Genomic DNA, 19,275 nt, shown 5'->3' on the forward strand with positions numbered 1-19,275 from the left:
ACGGGCTTCGTCTAAAGCGCTGTAATAACCATCGTAGTTGTTTGTCCAGATAGGATTCCCCCCATCCCCCTTTTTTGAGTCGGAAGGCCATCGGTGACAAAGAGCACATAGGTGGGATTCCCATTCGCCGCTTTTTGGTCAGCAAGGTATTTTGCTTCCCCAAGGGCCTCTTCCCAGTTTGTACCTGTGTGCCATCCCATATTGTTAGTTGCCCTTTGGAATGTGTTGAGATCCGCCGTCCAATTACATTCGACATGCGGTTTCTCATTGAAGGATAGCAGGGCCATTTCCACAACATCTTTTTTTGCATCTTTATTGATTCCGAGGATGGTCGACGAAAGATCATTTACAACGCGTTTTGCAGCCTGAAGACGAGTCAAGCCTCCGCCAGCTTGTGAAGTCATACTGGAAGAGTTGTCAAAAACGACCAGAACGTTTGCTTTCTGCTCCTCGGAAGCAGAGGCGGTTTCGCCTTTAACGGTAAGCGTCAGATCATAGGTACCGTCACCGTTTGAGGTTAGTGTCTTTTTATGTACTGGTGGGGTTGTGATTTCCGGATCTTGTGCAAATGCACTGCCGGAAGTAAAAAGTAACTGCCCTACAAGAGCAAATAAAAATACTACTAGGAAGAGAGGGAGTTTATTACGCCCCCTCCCGCGCGTTTTAGCACAGGCAGAAATCTGCTTTGGCCTGCTATTTACTAAAATCATAGCTCTCCTCGCAAGTGCCGTTTCTCTTTTAGTTCAACTTTCCTTAGATTACTTTAGGACTTACTGTATCAGAAGAAACGAAATGATTTCTTTCTTTTCTCATCTTCACAATAAATGTATATTTCGAAATGGTAATTGAAATATAGCTTATCTACCTAGTCTTTATTTAACGACGATTTATGGAGATGTTCAAGGTTCAAAAATACACCGCCCAAAACATATGAGCGGTGTATGAAACTTAAACTATGGCCGAAAGCTCAGGCTATGCGACCAGCCTTAAAGTTGTTGCCTCTGGCACGCCTCAGCCTCTGGCAGCACGATACTTCTTGGCAACGATCGCGAGAAGTACGACCGCACTACCGGCGGCAGCTGTCATAAGAGCATACTGCATCATCGAGTTGTCGCCCGTATAAGGAACGGTCTTGTGCGACTTTGGCGGTACCGGATTGGTCGTAGTGTTGGTATCCGTATCTATCAAGCCGTCGCTCACATGAGCGGTATTGACAACATTGACATCTTTGGTGCCCTTATCGACCTTGACCTTAAAGGTTACGGTAAGAGTCTCTCCGGAAGCCACGTTCTTCTTCCAGGTAACCTTATGCGCAGCTTCATCATATACGCCGTCGTTATCAGCGGAACCATCAACATAGGTGGTATGCTCAGGGATAGCGTCGGTAATGGTAACGTCGCGAGCGGTATTTGTGGTATTGGTATACGTCACAGAATACGTCAGTATCTGTCCCGCTTTTACCTTATTGCCATCAATAGTATTACCGTCAGCATCAAGGACATCTTTTTTGGGCTGAGGTTCAATAACCCATACGCCAATAAAGTGTGCATTCTTATGGTCAATGGTCTCAGAATCGTGATCATAGCCCATAAAGACCCATGTGCCTTCAGAAGTCTCTACGCGAGTCTTTCCGTCAATAGGAGGATCAGGAGTTACTGTTGTACCGTTTTTAATCCCTGTTTGCTTGCCGGGAAGCAGATCGAGAACTTCTTGGGGAAGCTCTTTACCGGGCGTACCGCTCACAAATTCGTGATCCTTTGCATACAGCAGGTCTGTAACGACTTTGTTTGAATCAGTTTTAATGTTATCCACATTCTGCGTCACAATATTGGTGATACTCTCAGCACCCTGCTGAGTAACCTTCTCATTGGTAACCGTCTTATAAACGATAGTATAGTATTTACCGCCGTTACCCTTAGTCAGATGCTTCTTGGCAATATCAACAGTAACTTTCTGTCCTTCAACTGTAACGGTATAATCATCGCCCTCTGTCAGAGTGGTGCCGTCTTGAGTGACCGTAAGGCTCTTGAAATCCAAACGCTCGTCAAACGTATCGACCATACTCATAGATGTAATAGGGCCAATGGTATCTACACCCGGTTTGGGCATACGGTATTTGGTTGTATAGGTAAGCTCTTGGCCGGCTTCTGCCTGTACCTCAGCCTTGTCGACCTCTTTGGTTGGAGGAGGTGCAATGACCTCTGTATAGAGTCCAAAAAGACCGCCACATGACATGGTAGTGCCGTACTCAAAGTTGATCTTGTTGTCCACCGACCGAATACCCATGCCGGTAACATTGTGTTCCGCGTCGTCACCGGATGTGCCGGCAGGATCAGTCGGCTCCCACGTGGTCTTGTTCCCAACAGTAGTTTCATGAAGATTGTTGCGATTGTTCTTAACGATCTTGTCGAATGCCGTATCCTTGTTGAACACAGAGAACGTCTCTTTGCGATTATGTGTGCTGATAACGTCGATGTCGGAGGGGAACATGACCGCCCTGAGATCGCAAGGAGACCCGTCCTGGTACTTCAGCTCAACGGTAACGTTGGCATTGACTGAAAAAGTATGGAACATGTCCTTGGTATAGGTGGGATGCGTGCCATCAAGGTAATTCTGAATATAGAAGGATTTTTTGCCCCAGTTTTCATCAACCATCATAAACGGTACAACAGTCTTGGAGGGATTTTCAAAATCTCCGGTCCCCTCCTGCAAAAAGCCCAAATCAACACTATTTACCGTTACGTACACATCAACAGCTTTGCTGTTCACAGTGCCGGCATTTGAAAACTTAAGCCGAAGCGGCTGGTTAAACGACTGATCTCCCCGATTGGCCTTATCTACCTTAAGAGCAAAGACCGTACTCTGTTCACGGCCGGCCTCAGGAGGAAGAACGTCCATCTCAACATCACCGCTTTGGGAGAGCACCTCCATGTTTGCCTGAGTCATGGTGAACTGATACGCCTGGACATGAGCAAGATCGGTATCATCCTTGATTTCAGTAACTGCAAAAGCAGCAGTTGATGGTACTACTATCAAACACGCTAACAGGGCTGCAAGAAATACCGACGCCCTTTTTATGATCCGTTTGCGCATAACATACCTCTCGCTATAGGCTATACACACCGACGCAGATACTATCTCATAGTCATATCGCCTTATCCGTAAAAGTCAAAAGAAATTACCCCCACACACACAAAATTAACAAACTTAGGCAACAGAACTCATGTTTATTAACCGTAATCCTATGCATAGTTGATAGTGATCATACGCATAGTTGTCCATTCGAAAATAGTTGCCCATTCGAAAATGGTCTGCAAATTGCCTGTTATAAGTCGTCGGCTATGCGGGGCGAGAAGCCCTTCTCGCCCCTTGAATATCTACCAAAGAAGCCGTACCAAAAATCACTTCCTGATACGGCTTCTTGTTGTGTATGGTGGAGGTGCGGAGAATCGAACTCCGGTCCAAAGCAAATCCGCGGCAGGTGTCTCCAAGCTCAGTTGCTCATTACATCTTAAACAACGCACGCCGAGCAACCCGCGTTTGTTGTTCCAGCCGGTTCAATCTTTTTGTAAGGCATACCGACTACGTCCTTACAAGCATCTCCCTCACATGACGTCGCCCCGGAAGCGGGAGCATATCCCGGTTTGACGCGCTGAACTTTTAATTAAGCAGCGAGAGCCATCTGAGGCTCATAAGAAAGAGTGTTGTCAATTCAATTTGACATTTCCCCTGTTTAACGTGGCGAGGAGACCACGGCTTGCTGCCCACCTAAAACTCACCCTGTCGAATCCAGTCACCCCCGGATGAATGAGGCGCTGTGTCACCATACAGCTTTCAAGTTACGCACGCGAGAAGCACAGCACAGGCGGCGTTGCTTAAGCCGCGCCGGACGGACGGCATCTCTACCATCGCCGAGCTTTTCTCAGCGCCCGATAATAACATCGGGACGAACAGTATACCCCTTTTTGTCGGGATATGCTCGTGTTTTCAGACGACAACACAGCGCGCGAGGTAACTTTCCAGAAGTGCGGCGCCGCGCCTTCCGAAAGTATGGCCCAGCAGGTGACTTTCCAGAAAGGGGTATGGCTCACGGGTGGCGTTTCCAAAAAAGTGCCACAGTTGTGATAAAAATACTTCACAACTCATGGCATTTTTAGGGGATTTATCACAACTGATGCCTTTTTTAGGAGATTTCGTATCACAACTCATGCACTTTTTTGGAATCGCCTCAATGGACGCCCGAGTAGACCGGAAGCGGACGCCTGGGTAGCACCTAACGAGGACTGAAGTGGACCAGAGCCGAACGCTGAAGTGCACTGGAGTCAGTCGACTGAAGAGGAACTTCCTGGCTGAGAGGTTCTTCTCGCCCGCTCATGCGCTCGGCCTGCCGCGAAACCTTTGGCATACTCTGACCTGCGGCGATCCTTTGCCTCGCGAATCTCCTCATCATGCAGCAGCTGCCGCTCCCGATCGATGAACATAACCGCAATCACAGCGAGAAGAAACACGGGGCTTGCAAGAATCATGTAATTCCCCATCACGGGAATCAACCGACTCCCGATAACGGCTCCCGCAACAAAGCAGAAAATGGTTCCGAAATAGAGCAGGGAAGACTCCGCGTGCTCCTTGTTATGCGTGTGGATATATGCGGCGACTTCCTGCGTGCCGCTTCGAAGGTTCCCTATGCACATGGTCGTCGCGAACGCGTGTCCGTGCAGCTTTCTGAACGCCTGCACCTGGATGCCGCACGCCAGCGACGTAAGGCTGTTTGCCAGCAGGTTCATATCCTGCGGCATAAACGCAACGCAGGTCAAGAGAAAGATTTCGACAAAAACGGCAAGCTGTCTCCAGTGAAGATGACGTTCGCGAGCCACTATGCGAATGACATACGCCACCGCGATGCCGATGGCAAACGCCAGCACCGGCATTCCATACTTAGCACACTTTTCAAACGAGCCGCTGGTTACATGAATGCCCAACAACAACAAATTGCCCGTTTGCGCATTGGCGAAGACGTGATCGCGCACAAGATAGGAGTAGGCGTCCATCACGCCTCCCGACAGCGCCAAAAGCGCCGCTACCTCAACGGAATCCGACATTTGCAACGCGTGTTTCAAAGCAATCTCCCTGCTGATTGGTCACCATAAGTCGTGCAACTCGCACGAAAAAAGCGGCGCAAGCAAAAGCTTACACCGCTAACTTAGCACTACTCGACAAAAATGTTATAGCTCAATTGCCAAGCTTCATTCGCATCGTCAAAGTTAGTCCTCGACAAGCTCAAACTGATCGGGGCCAACGCCGCACACGGGGCACGTATAGTCCTCGGGAAGTTCGGGGGTATCAACCTCAACCTCATAGCCGCAAACGGTGCATACGAACTTGTATGTCTTTTCTGCCATGTTGTTTCCTCTCTCCACGACCGGCTCCATACCGGTCTTTTACGTACTTCTGGTCCTGCAAACACGCGATCGCACTGGGTAAATTACGACCACGTTTGAAGCATTTTATCAATACCTGACTTTTTTACAAGCCCGAGAGCTCCTTATCGGCACGTAACGTCACCGGCCTCTAAGCTGCCGGCGTCCAAAGTCCGGCGACCACAGCCTGACGCATCAACACCGGAGCATCAAAACCAGCAGCTAAAAGCGACTCCGCTCCTTGAGCGCACGCTGAATCTCCCTGTCGGAATCACGACGAGCAGCGTCGGCTCGCTTGTCATATAGTTTCTTGCCGCGCGCGAGTCCAATAACCAGCTTCACACGATTATGCGTGTCAAACAGCAGGTCAAGCGGTATGAGCGCAAGCCCCTTTTGGCGCAGCTTGCTATCAAGATAGGTAATCTGGCTCCTGTGCAGCAACAGCTTGCGCTTGCGGTCCGGGTCTACATTCCACACACCGCCATTTGAGTACGGATGGATATGCACCCCGTGAAGCCACACTTCACGACCACGAACCAGGCAGAACGCGTCCGTAATCTGCGCTCCACGGTCACGAAGGCTTTTGACCTCCGTGCCCGTCAGCACCACACCGCATTCAAACGTCTCCAGTATTTCGTATTCATGGCGAGCAGAACGATTGCGCGCAATACTCTTACGCTCACGCTTTTCCATCGTCCGCCTCCTTTTGTGTCTTGGACCCAGGCTCCTTGCCGGCCGACATCTCAGACCCGGACCCCTTGCCATCCGACATCTCAGGCTCGGACTTCGTGCCAGCCGACGTCTCGGAGTTCAGCGCCGCGTCGCGCACGAGCTCCAAAAGAGCGAGGGCAGCGGGCTCGCCCACAAGATCGCGGGCGCGAATGGTCAACTGCGTTGCCTCGCCGCGATTGCCCATTGCAGCCTCATCTTGAGCGCACATCAAAAGGCAGACCGCGATTTCCGCGTTGGCTCCATCAGGCAAGCCTTCCGCCGCGAGAAGATCCTCCGCTTCAGAGTCGGACACGCCATCCGGGTCGGTTTCGGTACCCGCGGCCTGACTCAAAGCGGCGTCAAGCGCCCCGTCACGCGCGTCAAGACGGCGAGCCACACGCAGCGCCGCTGCCGCCTGCTGCGGACAACCTGTCTGCTCAAACCATGCGGCGAAATTCAAAAAGGCGCGCGCAAGATGCCTTACCTCGCTTGCTCGCTCAAAGACGCTGAAGGTAAGCGCCAGATACTGCTGGACATCGCCGGCAATCTTATACAAATCAGCCAAATCAAGACGGGCGGCGCAGTTCATGGGGTTCCAGCGGATAGCCTGCTTGAGGGCGTCTGCCGCCTCTTCGTATTTGCCTGTCCGCACGCAGGAAAGCGCAAAGTCGGCATACAGACGTTCAAACGGCTCTCCAACGTCACGCAACTCTCGGGGGTCCTTCTCTACACGCCTATAGGCAAGACGGTCAAAGAGCGTGGGAAACGCGAACCATTGAACCTCGTTGGTTGTCTGATAATTGCGGTCAACGTACTCTTCCGCGTCCTCCGCGAGACGAGCCAGCAGCCCATACGCCTGTTCATCTTCATTTTGCAGCAACAAGCCCTCGGCATCGATGAGCTCATCGGAAAGTTCTGTCTGTGCCATGTCTCTCCTTCGGAGGCAATGCTTTATCCTTTTCGGCCGGCTACGCTGCGCATCGGCTACACTACACCCTCGGCCACGTTGCGCATCGGCTACGTTGCGCGGAACCGCGTTTCGGCCAGCGGCTCTTGCACGGCGGCTTTTTGCGCAGCTACTCTATACCCGCCTTGGCTCACCTTTTAACAGACGGTCGCTTAACAGGCAACCGTTTGCCATGCAGCATATTCACCGGCAAAAAATCAATCTGCCCGCGTTCTATTGTAACCGCAGAAACCTTGACCTTAATGCGATCTCCGATGCGCCACCTTTTGCCGGTAGCCTCCTCGGTAAGCATGAACTGCTCCTCGTCGTAGCGAATCCACTCCTGCCCGAGATCTCTGACATGCAGCAGCCCTTCAGCATACGTCGTATCCAGCGTAATAAAGAGGCCAAAGCGCTCTACGCTCTCAATGGTTCCCCATGCCTCCTCGCCGATTCGGCTCTGATAGAACTCGGCCATTTTTATTTTCTGCGAAGCGCGGGCGGCGCTGTCGGCTACACGTTCGCGCTCAGAGCACGTCGCGCACAGCTGCGGAAGCGCTTTTATCTGCTCAAGCCGACCTTTTCCGAGATTCTTCTCGCCGGCGAGAAGAGCTTTAAGCGCGCGATGCACCAGTATGTCCGGATAGCGCCGAATGGGCGAGGTGAAATGACAGTACGCAGTGGCTCCAAGCGCGTAGTGGCCTTGATTGACGGGTAGATAAATCGCACGCTTTTGCGCTCTGAGCAGCACGGCATTAACCACACGGGCATAGGCGGTACCGCGCGATTTCTCAATCGCCTCGCGAATGGCACGGGGGTCTCCATTCGCTATGCGCGCGGCTTCTGCAGCCTCCAGGGCTCCGATGGCGATAAGCGCCGACAAACCGGCGCGCAGTGCCTCGGGGGAAGGCTGCTCATGTACACGATAGGCTGTCTTACTGTCCGCGTCGGCAAGCATCTTGGCCACTGACTCGTTTGCCAGCAGCATCGCCTCTTCTATCAAATCTGTGGCGCGCGTTCTCCTGCGAACAGAGACACCGGTCGGATGCCCGTTTGTATCCAGCAGCATGCGCGTCTCAACGGTCTCAAAATCAATGGCTCCCCGCTCGCGACGAATCTTCTGACGCTTCGCCCTGATTTCATCGAGAACCTCAAGCATTTCGACTAGAGCTGACTGCTGAGCCTCGCCGTCTGCAGCACCGTCCGATACAACGACATCTTGAGCTTGCTTTCCTTCAAGCAAATCATCTGCCTGCTCATACGATAAGCGGGCTGCAGAACGAATCATAGCGTTCATCGCTTGAGCAGAACAGACGGCGCCCTTCTCGTCAAGTCTCATGCGAACGCTTACGGTCAGGCGATCTTCATGAGGGCGCAGCGAGCACAAATTATTGCAAAGCTGCTCAGGCAACATGGGGATAACACGATCCACAAGATACACCGAACAGGTCCGCACCTGCGCTTCAAGATCAATCGGCGAGCCCCAAGATACATATCGAGAAACGTCCGCGATATGAACGTCGAGTTCATATCCGCCATCGGGCAGCCGACGGGCGCCCACAGCGTCATCAAAGTCCTTCGCGTCCGAAGGGTCTATCGTGATGCAGAGCGCTTCTCGCAAATCAACACGACTCGCGTCGTCCGCCAGCTCTGTATTGCTATCGAGTGACAGGCGTGACGCCTCTGCCAGAGCGCTTTGGGGAAACTCCGTAGCAAGTCCGAATGAGGCAATTACAGCCTCAATATTCATATCCAACTCATCGGACGAGCCGACACGCCGGTCAAGGGTAACCACTGCGGCGCTCATGCGCGTGGGATACTCCACAATACGAGCGACTACAATGTCGCCGTGAGAGACACCGCAGCGCTTCGGCGAAGAGTCTTCCGGCAACACAAAGAAATCTCTTTGGATGCGGGCGTCCAGCGGTATAACAGCACCGAGAGGACCGGCGGTTTCATAGCGTCCTAAAAAAGTTGAGGTAGCACGTGTCAGCACAGAACGAACGATTGCCTGTGGCTCTCTGCCCCTTGCCGTTGCAAGAGACACCTGCACTTCATCGCCATCCATGCCTTCATGCAGACCATGGCGCGCAAGCGCAAAGGTGCCTTCAGGCGTAGTCACCGTCCCTGTTCCTGACCGCATTACGCGCAGGATTCCCGTTAGAAGCTTCGGCGATTTTCTCGCTCTTTTAACCCTACCCTGCTTGCGGTTGCCGTTATGTACCTTTTTGCGCGCCACTATCCCTCTCTCGCACTTTTTCTGTATCTTCGATGTACTAATCGTTTCATTCTGATTTGACTAAGATATTACGATACGCGAAAGGGGTCGTCTCGCGAGCGACCCCTTCCTCCTTAATCGATTAAAATCCTATCCGTTCAGGACTGGCTTATACCCTACAACGCGCCCCTAATGACAATATCGCCTTCCTTCATGATAACTTCCATATTGTCAGGTGTCAGATCATGGATGTTGGAGGCAACGTCGCCCTTAACCACGAGAAGATCAGCAAGTTTACCCTTTTCAAGTGAGCCAAACTCATCCTCATGATGAACCATCTTTGCACCGTTCAGGGTACCGGCTTTGATGGTATCAAGAATGGAGATGCCTGCCTTATCAACAAAGTCATACATCTCATCGATGGTGACATAGCCGTATGGAGTTACAAAGCTGAAGGAGTCAGAGCCAATAGTCAGGGTCACGCCACGCTCATATGCGCGACGAAGATTGGCATAGGTGCGCTCCAAGCCCTTCTCGATAACACCGTTGCCTGGGAATTTGTCCAGCTCCGGCGTCCACTCGGGCGGATATGTCGCATACCAGGTTGGCAAAAAGCCGATGGTGGGAGTAAAGAACGTTCCCTGTTCAACCATCAGATCCATGGTCTTATCGTCAAGCTCAAAACCGTGAATGAGCTGCTCGCAGCCACAGCGAACTGAATCATACGCGGCAGAAACGCTGTTGTACGAATGCGACCATACGGGAATGCCGACCATTGCGGCTTCATCGCAGACCGCCTTAATCTCCTCGTAGCAGTAGTGCTGATCCCTGCCGGAGTCCCAATGCCAGATACCGCCACCGGTTGCCCAAATCTTAATGGCGTCAGGGTTCTCGCGAAGACGACGGCGTACCGCCTTGCGCAAATCCCACGGACCGTCTACCTGGTCTCCCCATGGGTGGCTGTCTTTTGAAATCTGCAGTGGGAGATGGTGCGAATCGCCATGTCCGGCAACGCGGCAAAAACCAAGCCCGGTCGCGTAAATGCGAGGACCTTTCATAATGCCCATATTCACCAAATCGCGAATGGCAATACCGTTGCGGCCAATCTCGCACACGGTGGTAAGACCGTGCGTCAGAGCATCGTAGGACTGCTTGACCGCGCAAGCCTGCTTCTGAGCAACGGATTCAATAACCCAATCGTTGTCATCGTCTGTCAGATTTCCGGAAAAGTGCAGGTGAGAATCGATAAGACCGGGCATAATGGTACGGCCCTGAATGTCACGAACCTCATAACCCTCGGGAACCTCAGTCCGAGGTCCTACATAGGTAATCTTTGTATCGTCGACAAGGACCAAGGAGTCCTCAACCGGAGCTGAACCGGTACCGTCAACGAGTTTACCGCCTACAAAAGCATACCTTCCCATAATCCTCTCCAATTCTTTGTCGTTATCCGACACAGTGCCGCGTATTTTTCGCGCTATCCGCGCTTGTTAAACGCCAGAAGAATTACAAGGCCTATAAGAATCCACGCGCCGGTAATCATCCATTCAACAGGCTTCATTGCGGCTGGGCTGAAGGGAACGACCATAAGGGCGATGATAATCGCTCCAGCAAGAATGGCGCATATGATTCCGAATATGCCACCATTGACCTTGTAAGGCCGCGGAAGATCAGGTTCCGTCCGACGCAGGCGCAGGCAGGCCAAACCGGCCATCGTGCAGGCAAAAATAAAGCCGAGCGACGCAACGTTTGTCAAAGGAACGAGCATATTGCGGCCCAAGAACGGCCCCACAAGGGTGAGACAGGCCATGAAGATATTGGCCGTTTTCGGCGCGCCCGACTTTGGGTCAAGACGAGCAAAGCTTTCAGGCAGCATCTTCTTGCGACCCAGAGCCAGCAGAAGGCGAGTTGAAGCGCCGAAGAACGAATTCATGGGACCAAGGGGTCCAAGTGTCGCGATAATGAGCATCGCGATATAGAAGAAGATGTTAATGCGCTGAAGCACTGCAAGCGCAGGCACAGAACTCTTCACAAATTCATGCCAGTCAATCATGGTGCCGAAGGCGTAAATGCAGATGAGATAGAAAATACCAGAAGCTATGAGCGCGAGCGCCGGAATGATACCAAATTTCTTCCAATCCAAACCCTCAGAAGCTTCTTCAGCCTGCTGAGGAATAGTATCGAATCCGGCATAGAAGAAGGGTGTCATGACGAGAACGGCAATGACTCCGCCCAAAAATGAAGTCGCTTTTGTTGGATCTCCGCTTGCAACCTCAGTAGCCTGTGAGAAAAGAGGCATACCATTTTGCGGTGAGCCCACAAAAAATGAGATCACCATTGCAAGAACCATGCCAGCAAGCAGAGCCTTAGTAAGGAAGCTGGACAGTTTTGCCGCCGCTCCCGCACCCCTAAAGTTAAGGAAGATAACGAGAACCGCAAAACCTAAAGCAATAATCGTCGGCCATAGATACACGTCCGCACCAAGAATGGTATAGAGCTTGACGGATCTCAACCATGAAAGCACAGGGAAGGCACCAAAACGATCCGTCAAAAGCGTTGAGATCGCAATAGCTTCCCACGGACACAGAGGCGCGTTACCCAAAAGCAGCATCCAGCCGGTAAAGAAGCCAACCGGGCGGCCAAAAGTTCTGTCCGTGTATTCAATGATGCCACCTGAAATGGGAATTGCAGCGGTCAGCTCGCCAAAGACCATGCCAATCGGAACCAAAAACAGCGCACCGATTGCAAACGCGATCATTGCCGGATACGGGCCACCGCCAAGAATCATCCAGTCGCCGACCAAAAGCACCCATCCGGTGCCGATAATCGCGCCAAATCCAATAGTAAAGAAGTTAAAAAGCGAGAGCGACTTCTTCATTTGCGGTGCGGAAACATCTGTACTTGCCATGCCAAATCTCCCCTACAACTCAAAACGTATGAAGTTCTCTAGCCGTATCCTCACACGAAAATGATAAAAACGATTACATCATTTTGCGAGCGGTCGTATAAATCATGTAGACGGATTACAGCGTTTCGCTTCTCCGACTGACGCGATAGCATACCGCTGAAAAAATGGCGAGAAGACCAATCTTCTCGCCATTACATGCTTCAGTACCGTACTATGTGCGTTTACAATCTACACTTTCAGATAGCGCCCCATGGCAATCGCAGAACCAAAAAGACCCAGCAACAATCCGAGCAGCAAAAGCAAGCCGCTCATGCCCCACACCACATAGGTCGGAATGGCAAAGGTCAAAAATGACATGCTCTCCGTCAGACGCGGAAGCACAAAGTGCATACCGATAACGAGCGTTACCACGGCGAGAATCGCGCCAATCAGGGCCTCAAGCGCGCCTTCCATCAAAAACGGCCCGCGGATAAAGCTGTTAGAGGCTCCTACCAGGCGCATGATAGCAATCTCACGGCGACGCGCGTTGATTGCCAGACGAATGGTGTTGTTGATGAAGACGAACGCCACAAAAATAAGGAGCGCTACCAGCACGATGGCGCCGATACGGATGTACGAGGTAACGCTGAAAAGCCTCTCGACAGTTTCGCGGCCGTACTGGACGTCACCTGAAGGATTGTCCTTGTTGTCCGCGATGGCCTTAAAATCACTTGACGAGGAAATCTTCTGGGCTGTTGACTCTACCTGCTTGGGATCCTTCATCTTGATAACAAGTGAGGCCGGAATGGGGTTCTGACCGTCGAGCGCGCTGACCGCGTCAGCGGCATTGCGGTAGGACATAGTGTTCCTGTATTCCTCGAGAGCCTCGTCCTTGCTCTTGTACGTCACAGATTCAACGTTGTCCCAACCCTGCACCTGCTTGGTAAAGGCGTCAACGGCGGTCTTGTCGGCATCGTCTGAGAGGAACGCCTGGATGGTAACGCGATTCTCAACGTTGCCGACCATGTTTTCAATCAAAGCTGAGCCAAGCACAAACAAGCCGATGATAAAAAGCGACAGGAAGATAGTAACAACAGCGCCAAAAGCCGTTGACCAGTTCCTCCTAAAGTGATGACCCGCCTCACGCAGGGAATAGCCAAAATTAGAGAGCACCATAATAGCCATAGCCCCCTTTCTCCTGATCGCGCACGATATGGCCGGCTTCAAGCGCAATAACACGCTTGCGCAGAGAGTCAACCATCTCACGGTCGTGCGTTGCCATTACAACCGTTGTACCAGCGCGATTGATGCGATCAAGCAGTTTCATAATGCCGAGCGAAATAGCCGGGTCAAGGTTGCCGGTGGGCTCGTCGCAGATAAGCAGCGGCGGGCGGTTGACCATGGCGCGAGCAACGGATACGCGCTGCTGCTCGCCGCCGGAAAGCTGATCGGGATACGCGTCCATCTTCTGTCCAAGACCCACGAGGCGCAGTACCTCAGGAACCTGAACATTGATAATAGAGCGCGGCTTGCCAATGCACTCAAGCGCAAATGAAACGTTTTGATAGACCGTCTTGTCGGGAAGCAGCTTAAAATCCTGATACACCGTGCCAATCTGACGGCGCAGATACGGGACTTTAGAATTTCTCATCTTAGTGAGATCCTGGCCGGCAATAATCACTTTGCCGCCCGTGGTCTTTTGCTCACGGGTAATAAGGCGCAGCAAAGACGACTTGCCCGACCCCGAGTGACCAACGACAAATACAAACTCACCGGGATAAATATCGGCACTGATGCCGTCAAGCGCGGGTTTTTCAGGCTGCGACGGGTACACAAGCGTTGCCTTTTGAAATGAAATGGCCGGAGTTCCCGTACGGGAAATCGTTGGCTCGTCTTCACGGGCAAGGTCAGCAAACAGGCTGGCTCGATCCACCGGAGCCTGTTCCGGCTCCGTTTGCTCTTCAGCTGTAACAACATGAACACCGTCAGCAGTATCAAGCGGATCAAGTGAGTTGTCACTTGCAGGCGCGCTGTTCTGCTCGCCATATTCGCTCACGAGGCCGGCGTCGGGCGAAATCACGCCAAAACGCTCCTCTACATCGGCATTTTGTTGTTCATCGGTACGAAAATGATTAGCCACAGATGCTCCTTTTCACATACCGTAGAAACAGATACAGGGGTAATTCTACCAAACACGCAGGTATCTTGCGAAATCACCACGTAGATTTTACGTTATCGCCTGAAATGACTTAAAACCTTCACCAAACGCCTCGTGAACCTCGGACACAAACACGAGCGCCTCGGAGTCTATCTCGGCCACAATCTCTTTGAGCTGGATTGATTCTGAACGATTGAGTACCACAAGAAGAACGGGCTTGGTATTACCGCTCCACACGCCGCGAGCCTGCAGCTCCGTACAACCGCGGTTGAGTGAGTAGAGAATCTCATGAGCTATCGCGTCATGCTCCTTGGAGATGATGTACGCCGCGCGCTCCGACTTGGGGCCGTCAACCACATAGTCGAGCACTTTGCCTGTAATGAACATGGCCAGCATCGAATACAGTCCGCTCTCCAGTGAAAAGACGGGAATGGAGATTATGATGACAACCATATCAACAATGATAACCGCGGTGCCCATGGGAACCAGGAACCTCTTTGCGAAGGCCTGGGCGATAATATCGGTGCCACCCGTGTTGGCGCCAGCTCGAAATACCAGGCCGAGTCCAATGCCACAGATAATGCCGCCCCAAAGCGACGCGAGTATCAAATCATGCTTTCCAAGCACCGGAAGAACCGGCGCGAGAAGGTCGATAAATAGCGAGGACACCATGAAGCCTACGACTGAGCGGACCACATAGCTCTTGTTTCCTCCTCGTATGACAAAGACGATGAGAATGATGTTCATGGCGATGGTCTGAGCGCCAATAGGCAGCTCAATGCCGGCGGTTGCCGCAAGCGCGTGAAATACCGTTGCGAGACCAGTGATACCACCGGCCGCGATGCCGTACGGAATCTCAAAGCAATCGAGGCCAATCGCAAAGATTATCGAGCCAAGTATGATGAAGAATGTATCGCGGACAAGCGTGCGTATTTTCATTCTTTTCATGAAGCGTCCTTTTGTCCGACAATCCAGCGGTGATACGCGATGATAAAGGGGTCAAGATCTCCATCACTCAAGACAGCATCAACGTTACCCGTTTCCTCTCCAGTGCGGAGATCCTTAACCAGCTGGTATGGATAGAGGACATAACTGCGGATTTGATTGCCAAATGAGATCTCATGCTTAGGTCCACGCAGCTCATCAAGCTCCGCCTCACGCTTTTCTCGCTCGATTTCATACAGGCGGGAACGGAGAATGTTCATGGCCGCGGCCTTGTTTTGCAACTGGCTACGCTCGTTTTGACACGTCACAACGGTACCGGTAGGAATATGCGTGATGCGCACCGCGGAGTCGGTGGTGTTCACTCCCTGCCCGCCGGGTCCCGATGCGTGATAGACGTCAATGCGCAGGTCACTAGGGTCAATTGCGACTTCTATGTCGTCCGGCAAGACCGGAAGCACTTCAACGCCGGCAAAGCTTGTTTGGCGACGTTTCTTATCGTCAGTGGGAGAAATGCGAACCAAACGATGGACGCCTTGCTCGGCGCGAAGCATTCCATACGCGTTTTTGCCCGACACGGTAAACGTAGCGCGGTCAATACCAATAACTTCAGCGGGAATTGCCTCCGCGATATCCACGCCCCACCCGCGACGCGCCGCATAGCGAAGATACATGTGGTAGAGCATATCCGCCCAGTCCTGGGCTTCAAGGCCGCCTTGCCCCGGCTTGACGGTAACAATCGCGTCGCCGTGATCAAGCTCATCCGTAAACCAGCTGGAAAGCTCCAACTCCGAAAGGTCATGCTCAAGTGCATCGACAAGCTGCTCCGATTCGGCGAGAAGCCCCTCGTCTCCTGTTTCATCACCCAACTCACGAGCGGCCTTCGCGTCATCCAACTTCGTTCGAGCCGCGTCAATGCCGGCGACATCGTCCTTCAAGTTTGCGAGATGAGCCATGGTCTCCCGCGCAAAATCAGCGTCGTTCCAAAAGTCAGGTTGTGCGCTTACCGAAGTAAGACGCGCTATTTCTTTGCGCTTCTCGTCAATATGAAGATACTGTTCGACTTCACCAAGACGAACGGCAAGAGCGCCTAAAGAGGCGTGCTCGGTTTCAGCCATGTCCTACCTGTTATCTGTTTTTGCCGTGGCAATTCTTGAATTTTTTACCGCTTCCGCAGGGGCAGGGATCGTTTCGGCCTACGTTGACATAGGGGTTGGGGTCGTCAGCCTTGCGATAGGTCGCAACCGATGAAGAGCCCACGCCGGAACCCTGAGGGGATTTTCCAATGGCCGCGCTGCGATTCTTGACCATCGCCGGTTTCTGGCCTTGGTCTCCGTCCACCTCTTCGCCGCCAGAGTACTGCACTCCTCGAAGCGACTCAGGCTCTTCGTCAGCAGACACACTCGTGCGGGGACGATTGACCAGCTCAATGTGCAGAATAGTGCGAAGGAAATCCTCGTACATCGTATTGACCAGCAACGTAAATGCCGCGTACGCCTCGGTCTTATACTCAACGAGAGGATCGCGCTGGCCAAAACCGCGCAAGCCAATGCCTGTCTTCAGGTAGTCCATCTCCTGAAGGTAGGTCATCCAGCGGGTATCAATGACACGCAGCATAACCTGGGCAGAAAGCTCTTGCATAACTTCTTCACCCAGGCGATCGGACTTTTCATTGAAAGCGGTTTTGATGAAGTCAGCGACCGTTTTCGTAAGTTCCTCGGATTTCTTCTCTTCAGAAAGCTCCGGCACCTTTTTAGACTGGACACCCGTGAGCTCCTTGAGCCACTTGACGAGGCCGTCAAGATCCCATTCTTCATGAGGACCGAAGCAGTACTCGCCGATCACGCGCTCTGCGGTGGCGTCAGTAACATCCTCGATAAGCGCCATAAGATCTTTACCGTCAAGAATCTTATTACGCTCACCGTAGATAACCTGACGCTGCTTGTTCATGACGTCATCGTAGTCAAGAACATTCTTACGCATAGCGAAGTTGACTTCCTCAACCTTGTGCTGAGCTCCCTCAACGGCACGGGTAACAATCTTTGCCTGAATAGGCTGGTCGTCAGGCATTTCGTAGCGCTGCATCATAGCGGAAATGCGATCCATTCGATCTCCGCCAAAGCGGCGCATCAAATCGTCTTCAAGAGAAAGATAGAACTGAGTCTCGCCGGGATCGCCCTGTCGGCCCGAACGGCCACGAAGCTGATTGTCAATACGGCGGCTCTCATGGCGCTCGGTACCAATGACGCAAAGACCGCCGGCAGTAAGTACGTGCTGTCTCTCTGTTTCACAGACTTTCTCGGCACGAGCTTTTGCGCCTGCAAGTTGCTCGGTAGTAGCTTCTTCAGGATCGATGCCCTGCTCGCGAAGGAGATCTTCCGCCAGAACCTCCGCATTACCGCCCAGCAGAATATCGGTACCACGGCCGGCCATGTTTGTTGCGATGGTCACCGCAGCTTCGCGGCCGGCTTGCGCGACAATCTGAGCCTCACGCTCATGGAACTTAGCGTTCAGAACGCTGTGTTTAATGCCTCGTTTGTCCAGCAGGCGAGAAAGGCGTTCGGAGTTGTCGATAGAAACAGTACCAACCAGAACAGGCTGACCATTCGCATGGCGCTCCTCAACGTCATCAACGACCGCCTTGAATTTTGCGTCCACTGTGCGATATACCAAATCATCGTGGTCAACACGAATGACCGGGCGATTGGGTGGGATGACCTGAACAGGGACATGATAGACCTCGCGAAACTCCGCGTCCTCTGTCATGGCGGTGCCGGTCATGCCGGAAAGCTTGTCATACATCAGGAAGTAATTTTGGAGCGTAATGGTGGCAAGCGTCTGGTTCTCTTCACGAACCGCAACATTTTCCTTTGCCTCAATTGCCTGGTGAAGACCCTCGGAGTAGCGGCGGCCTTCCATAATGCGGCCAGTAAACTCGTCAACGATTTTGACTTCGCCGCCCATAACGACATACTGCTGGTCACGATGGAACATGTACTCGGCTTTGAGCGCCTGCTGCAGGTGATTGACAAGCTGTCCTGCATCGTCACCGTAAATATCAAGCCCAAGCTTCTTCTCGACTTTTGCAAGGCCGCTCTCTGTAGTGGCAATCGTGTGTTTTGCCTCGTCCATCTCAAAATCGACATCAGCAATAAGACCACGAACCGCCTGAGCGAAATCACGATAGGTACCGGCTGATTTAGTCCCCGCGCCGGAAATAATGAGAGGAGTGCGAGCCTCATCAATAAGGATGGAGTCCACCTCGTCGACGATAGCAAAATGATGGCCGCGCTGAACGCGCATTCCCGGCTGGGTAACCATATTGTCGCGAAGATAATCGAAACCAAATTCAGAGTTGGTTCCATAGGTAATATCTGCCTCGTAAGCCGGCTTTTTTAAGCTGAGGCGCATTCCGTTTTGAAGCAGGCCAACTTTCATGCCCAGGAACTTATAGATCTTGCCCATCCATTCAGAGTCGCGCTTGGCAAGATAATCGTTCACGGTAACGATATGAACACCGTTGCCTGAAAGCGCATTGAGATAACCGGCCAGCGTTGATACGAGCGTCTTGCCCTCGCCGGTTTTCATCTCTGCAATGGTTCCCTTATGCAACGCGATGCCGCCAATAAGCTGCACGTCAAAATGGCGAAGACCTGTTGTACGGACAGATACCTCACGGACAGTGGCAAATGCCTCCGGAAGCAGGTCATCTAGACTTTCTCCATGTGCAAGGCGTTTTTTAAACGCGTCCGTCTGCGCGCGAAGTTCATCATCGGTCATCGCCTGCATTTCCGGCTCAAGGGACGTAATCTGACGTGCGATTTTCTCATATGCCTTCAAGTCCTTATCGGCGCCGAAGGAAAGAACCTTTGAGAGAAAGTTTGCCATAGGTATCCTTTAAGTATCGGTTTCTCTTTGTGAGAGTCCCTTAAGAAAGAGACTCCTTTATCCAGCCTTTTAATTCTACTCATTTTTTCCCTTGATGGAATATCCTAA

14 protein-coding genes and 1 other RNA gene are annotated in these 19,275 nt (G+C 52.2%); all 15 read right to left on the minus strand.

Annotated features, from left to right (window positions below):
- Positions 1-11: 11 nt before the first annotated feature.
- Positions 12-710, minus strand: a complete 699-nt coding sequence (locus QM016_RS04030) for a vWA domain-containing protein (protein ID WP_282710330.1) — start codon at positions 708-710, stop codon at positions 12-14.
- A 301-nt stretch (positions 711-1,011) separates the two neighbouring features.
- A complete protein-coding gene (locus QM016_RS04035; protein ID WP_282710332.1) occupies positions 1,012-3,093 on the minus strand; it encodes an Sgo0707 family adhesin in 2,082 nt (693 codons plus the stop codon).
- A 338-nt stretch (positions 3,094-3,431) separates the two neighbouring features.
- Positions 3,432-3,801: a transfer-messenger RNA gene (gene ssrA, locus QM016_RS04040) on the minus strand.
- 521 nt (positions 3,802-4,322) lie between these two features.
- Positions 4,323-5,117, minus strand: coding sequence for a YoaK family protein (locus QM016_RS04045; protein ID WP_282710334.1), 795 nt, complete (start codon positions 5,115-5,117; stop codon positions 4,323-4,325).
- Between the two features lie 144 nt (positions 5,118-5,261).
- Positions 5,262-5,399 carry a rubredoxin-like domain-containing protein gene (locus QM016_RS04050; RefSeq protein ID WP_003149771.1) on the minus strand — a complete coding sequence of 46 codons (138 nt, stop codon included), beginning with the start codon at positions 5,397-5,399 and terminating at the stop codon, positions 5,262-5,264.
- A gap of 240 nt (positions 5,400-5,639) precedes the next feature.
- A complete protein-coding gene (smpB, locus tag QM016_RS04055) occupies positions 5,640-6,110 on the minus strand; it encodes an SsrA-binding protein SmpB (protein ID WP_282710337.1) in 471 nt (156 codons plus the stop codon).
- A complete protein-coding gene (locus QM016_RS04060) occupies positions 6,097-7,056 on the minus strand; it encodes a hypothetical protein (RefSeq protein WP_282710338.1) in 960 nt (319 codons plus the stop codon). Before QM016_RS04060 ends, smpB begins: the two co-directional genes overlap by 14 nt.
- A 169-nt stretch (positions 7,057-7,225) precedes the next feature.
- A complete protein-coding gene (gene rnr / locus QM016_RS04065; RefSeq protein ID WP_349237900.1) occupies positions 7,226-9,355 on the minus strand; it encodes a ribonuclease R in 2,130 nt (709 codons plus the stop codon).
- 113 nt (positions 9,356-9,468) lie between these two features.
- Positions 9,469-10,716 carry an amidohydrolase family protein gene (locus QM016_RS04070; RefSeq protein ID WP_282710340.1) on the minus strand — a complete coding sequence of 416 codons (1,248 nt, stop codon included), beginning with the start codon at positions 10,714-10,716 and terminating at the stop codon, positions 9,469-9,471.
- A 53-nt stretch (positions 10,717-10,769) separates the two neighbouring features.
- A complete protein-coding gene (locus QM016_RS04075) occupies positions 10,770-12,200 on the minus strand; it encodes an APC family permease (protein WP_282710342.1) in 1,431 nt (476 codons plus the stop codon).
- Positions 12,201-12,428: 228 nt separating this feature from the next.
- A complete protein-coding gene (ftsX, locus tag QM016_RS04080) occupies positions 12,429-13,364 on the minus strand; it encodes a permease-like cell division protein FtsX (RefSeq protein ID WP_016478101.1) in 936 nt (311 codons plus the stop codon).
- Positions 13,342-14,319 carry a cell division ATP-binding protein FtsE gene (gene ftsE, locus QM016_RS04085; RefSeq protein ID WP_016478102.1) on the minus strand — a complete coding sequence of 326 codons (978 nt, stop codon included), beginning with the start codon at positions 14,317-14,319 and terminating at the stop codon, positions 13,342-13,344. The genes ftsX and ftsE overlap by 23 nt, the downstream gene beginning before the upstream one ends.
- A gap of 87 nt (positions 14,320-14,406) precedes the next feature.
- Positions 14,407-15,285: a YitT family protein gene (locus tag QM016_RS04090; protein WP_016478103.1), complete on the minus strand. Its 879-nt coding sequence runs from the start codon at positions 15,283-15,285 to the stop codon at positions 14,407-14,409.
- A complete protein-coding gene (prfB, locus tag QM016_RS04095; protein WP_016478104.1) occupies positions 15,282-16,397 on the minus strand; it encodes a peptide chain release factor 2 in 1,116 nt (371 codons plus the stop codon). The genes QM016_RS04090 and prfB overlap by 4 nt, the downstream gene beginning before the upstream one ends.
- A gap of 10 nt (positions 16,398-16,407) precedes the next feature.
- Complete coding sequence (secA, locus tag QM016_RS04100) at positions 16,408-19,167, minus strand: preprotein translocase subunit SecA (protein ID WP_282710345.1); 2,760 nt, start codon at positions 19,165-19,167, stop codon at positions 16,408-16,410.
- Positions 19,168-19,275 lie beyond the last annotated feature (108 nt).

This window comes from Lancefieldella sp. Marseille-Q7238 (assembly GCF_949152215.1).
In the GTDB taxonomy this organism is placed as follows: Bacteria; Actinomycetota; Coriobacteriia; order Coriobacteriales; family Atopobiaceae; genus Lancefieldella.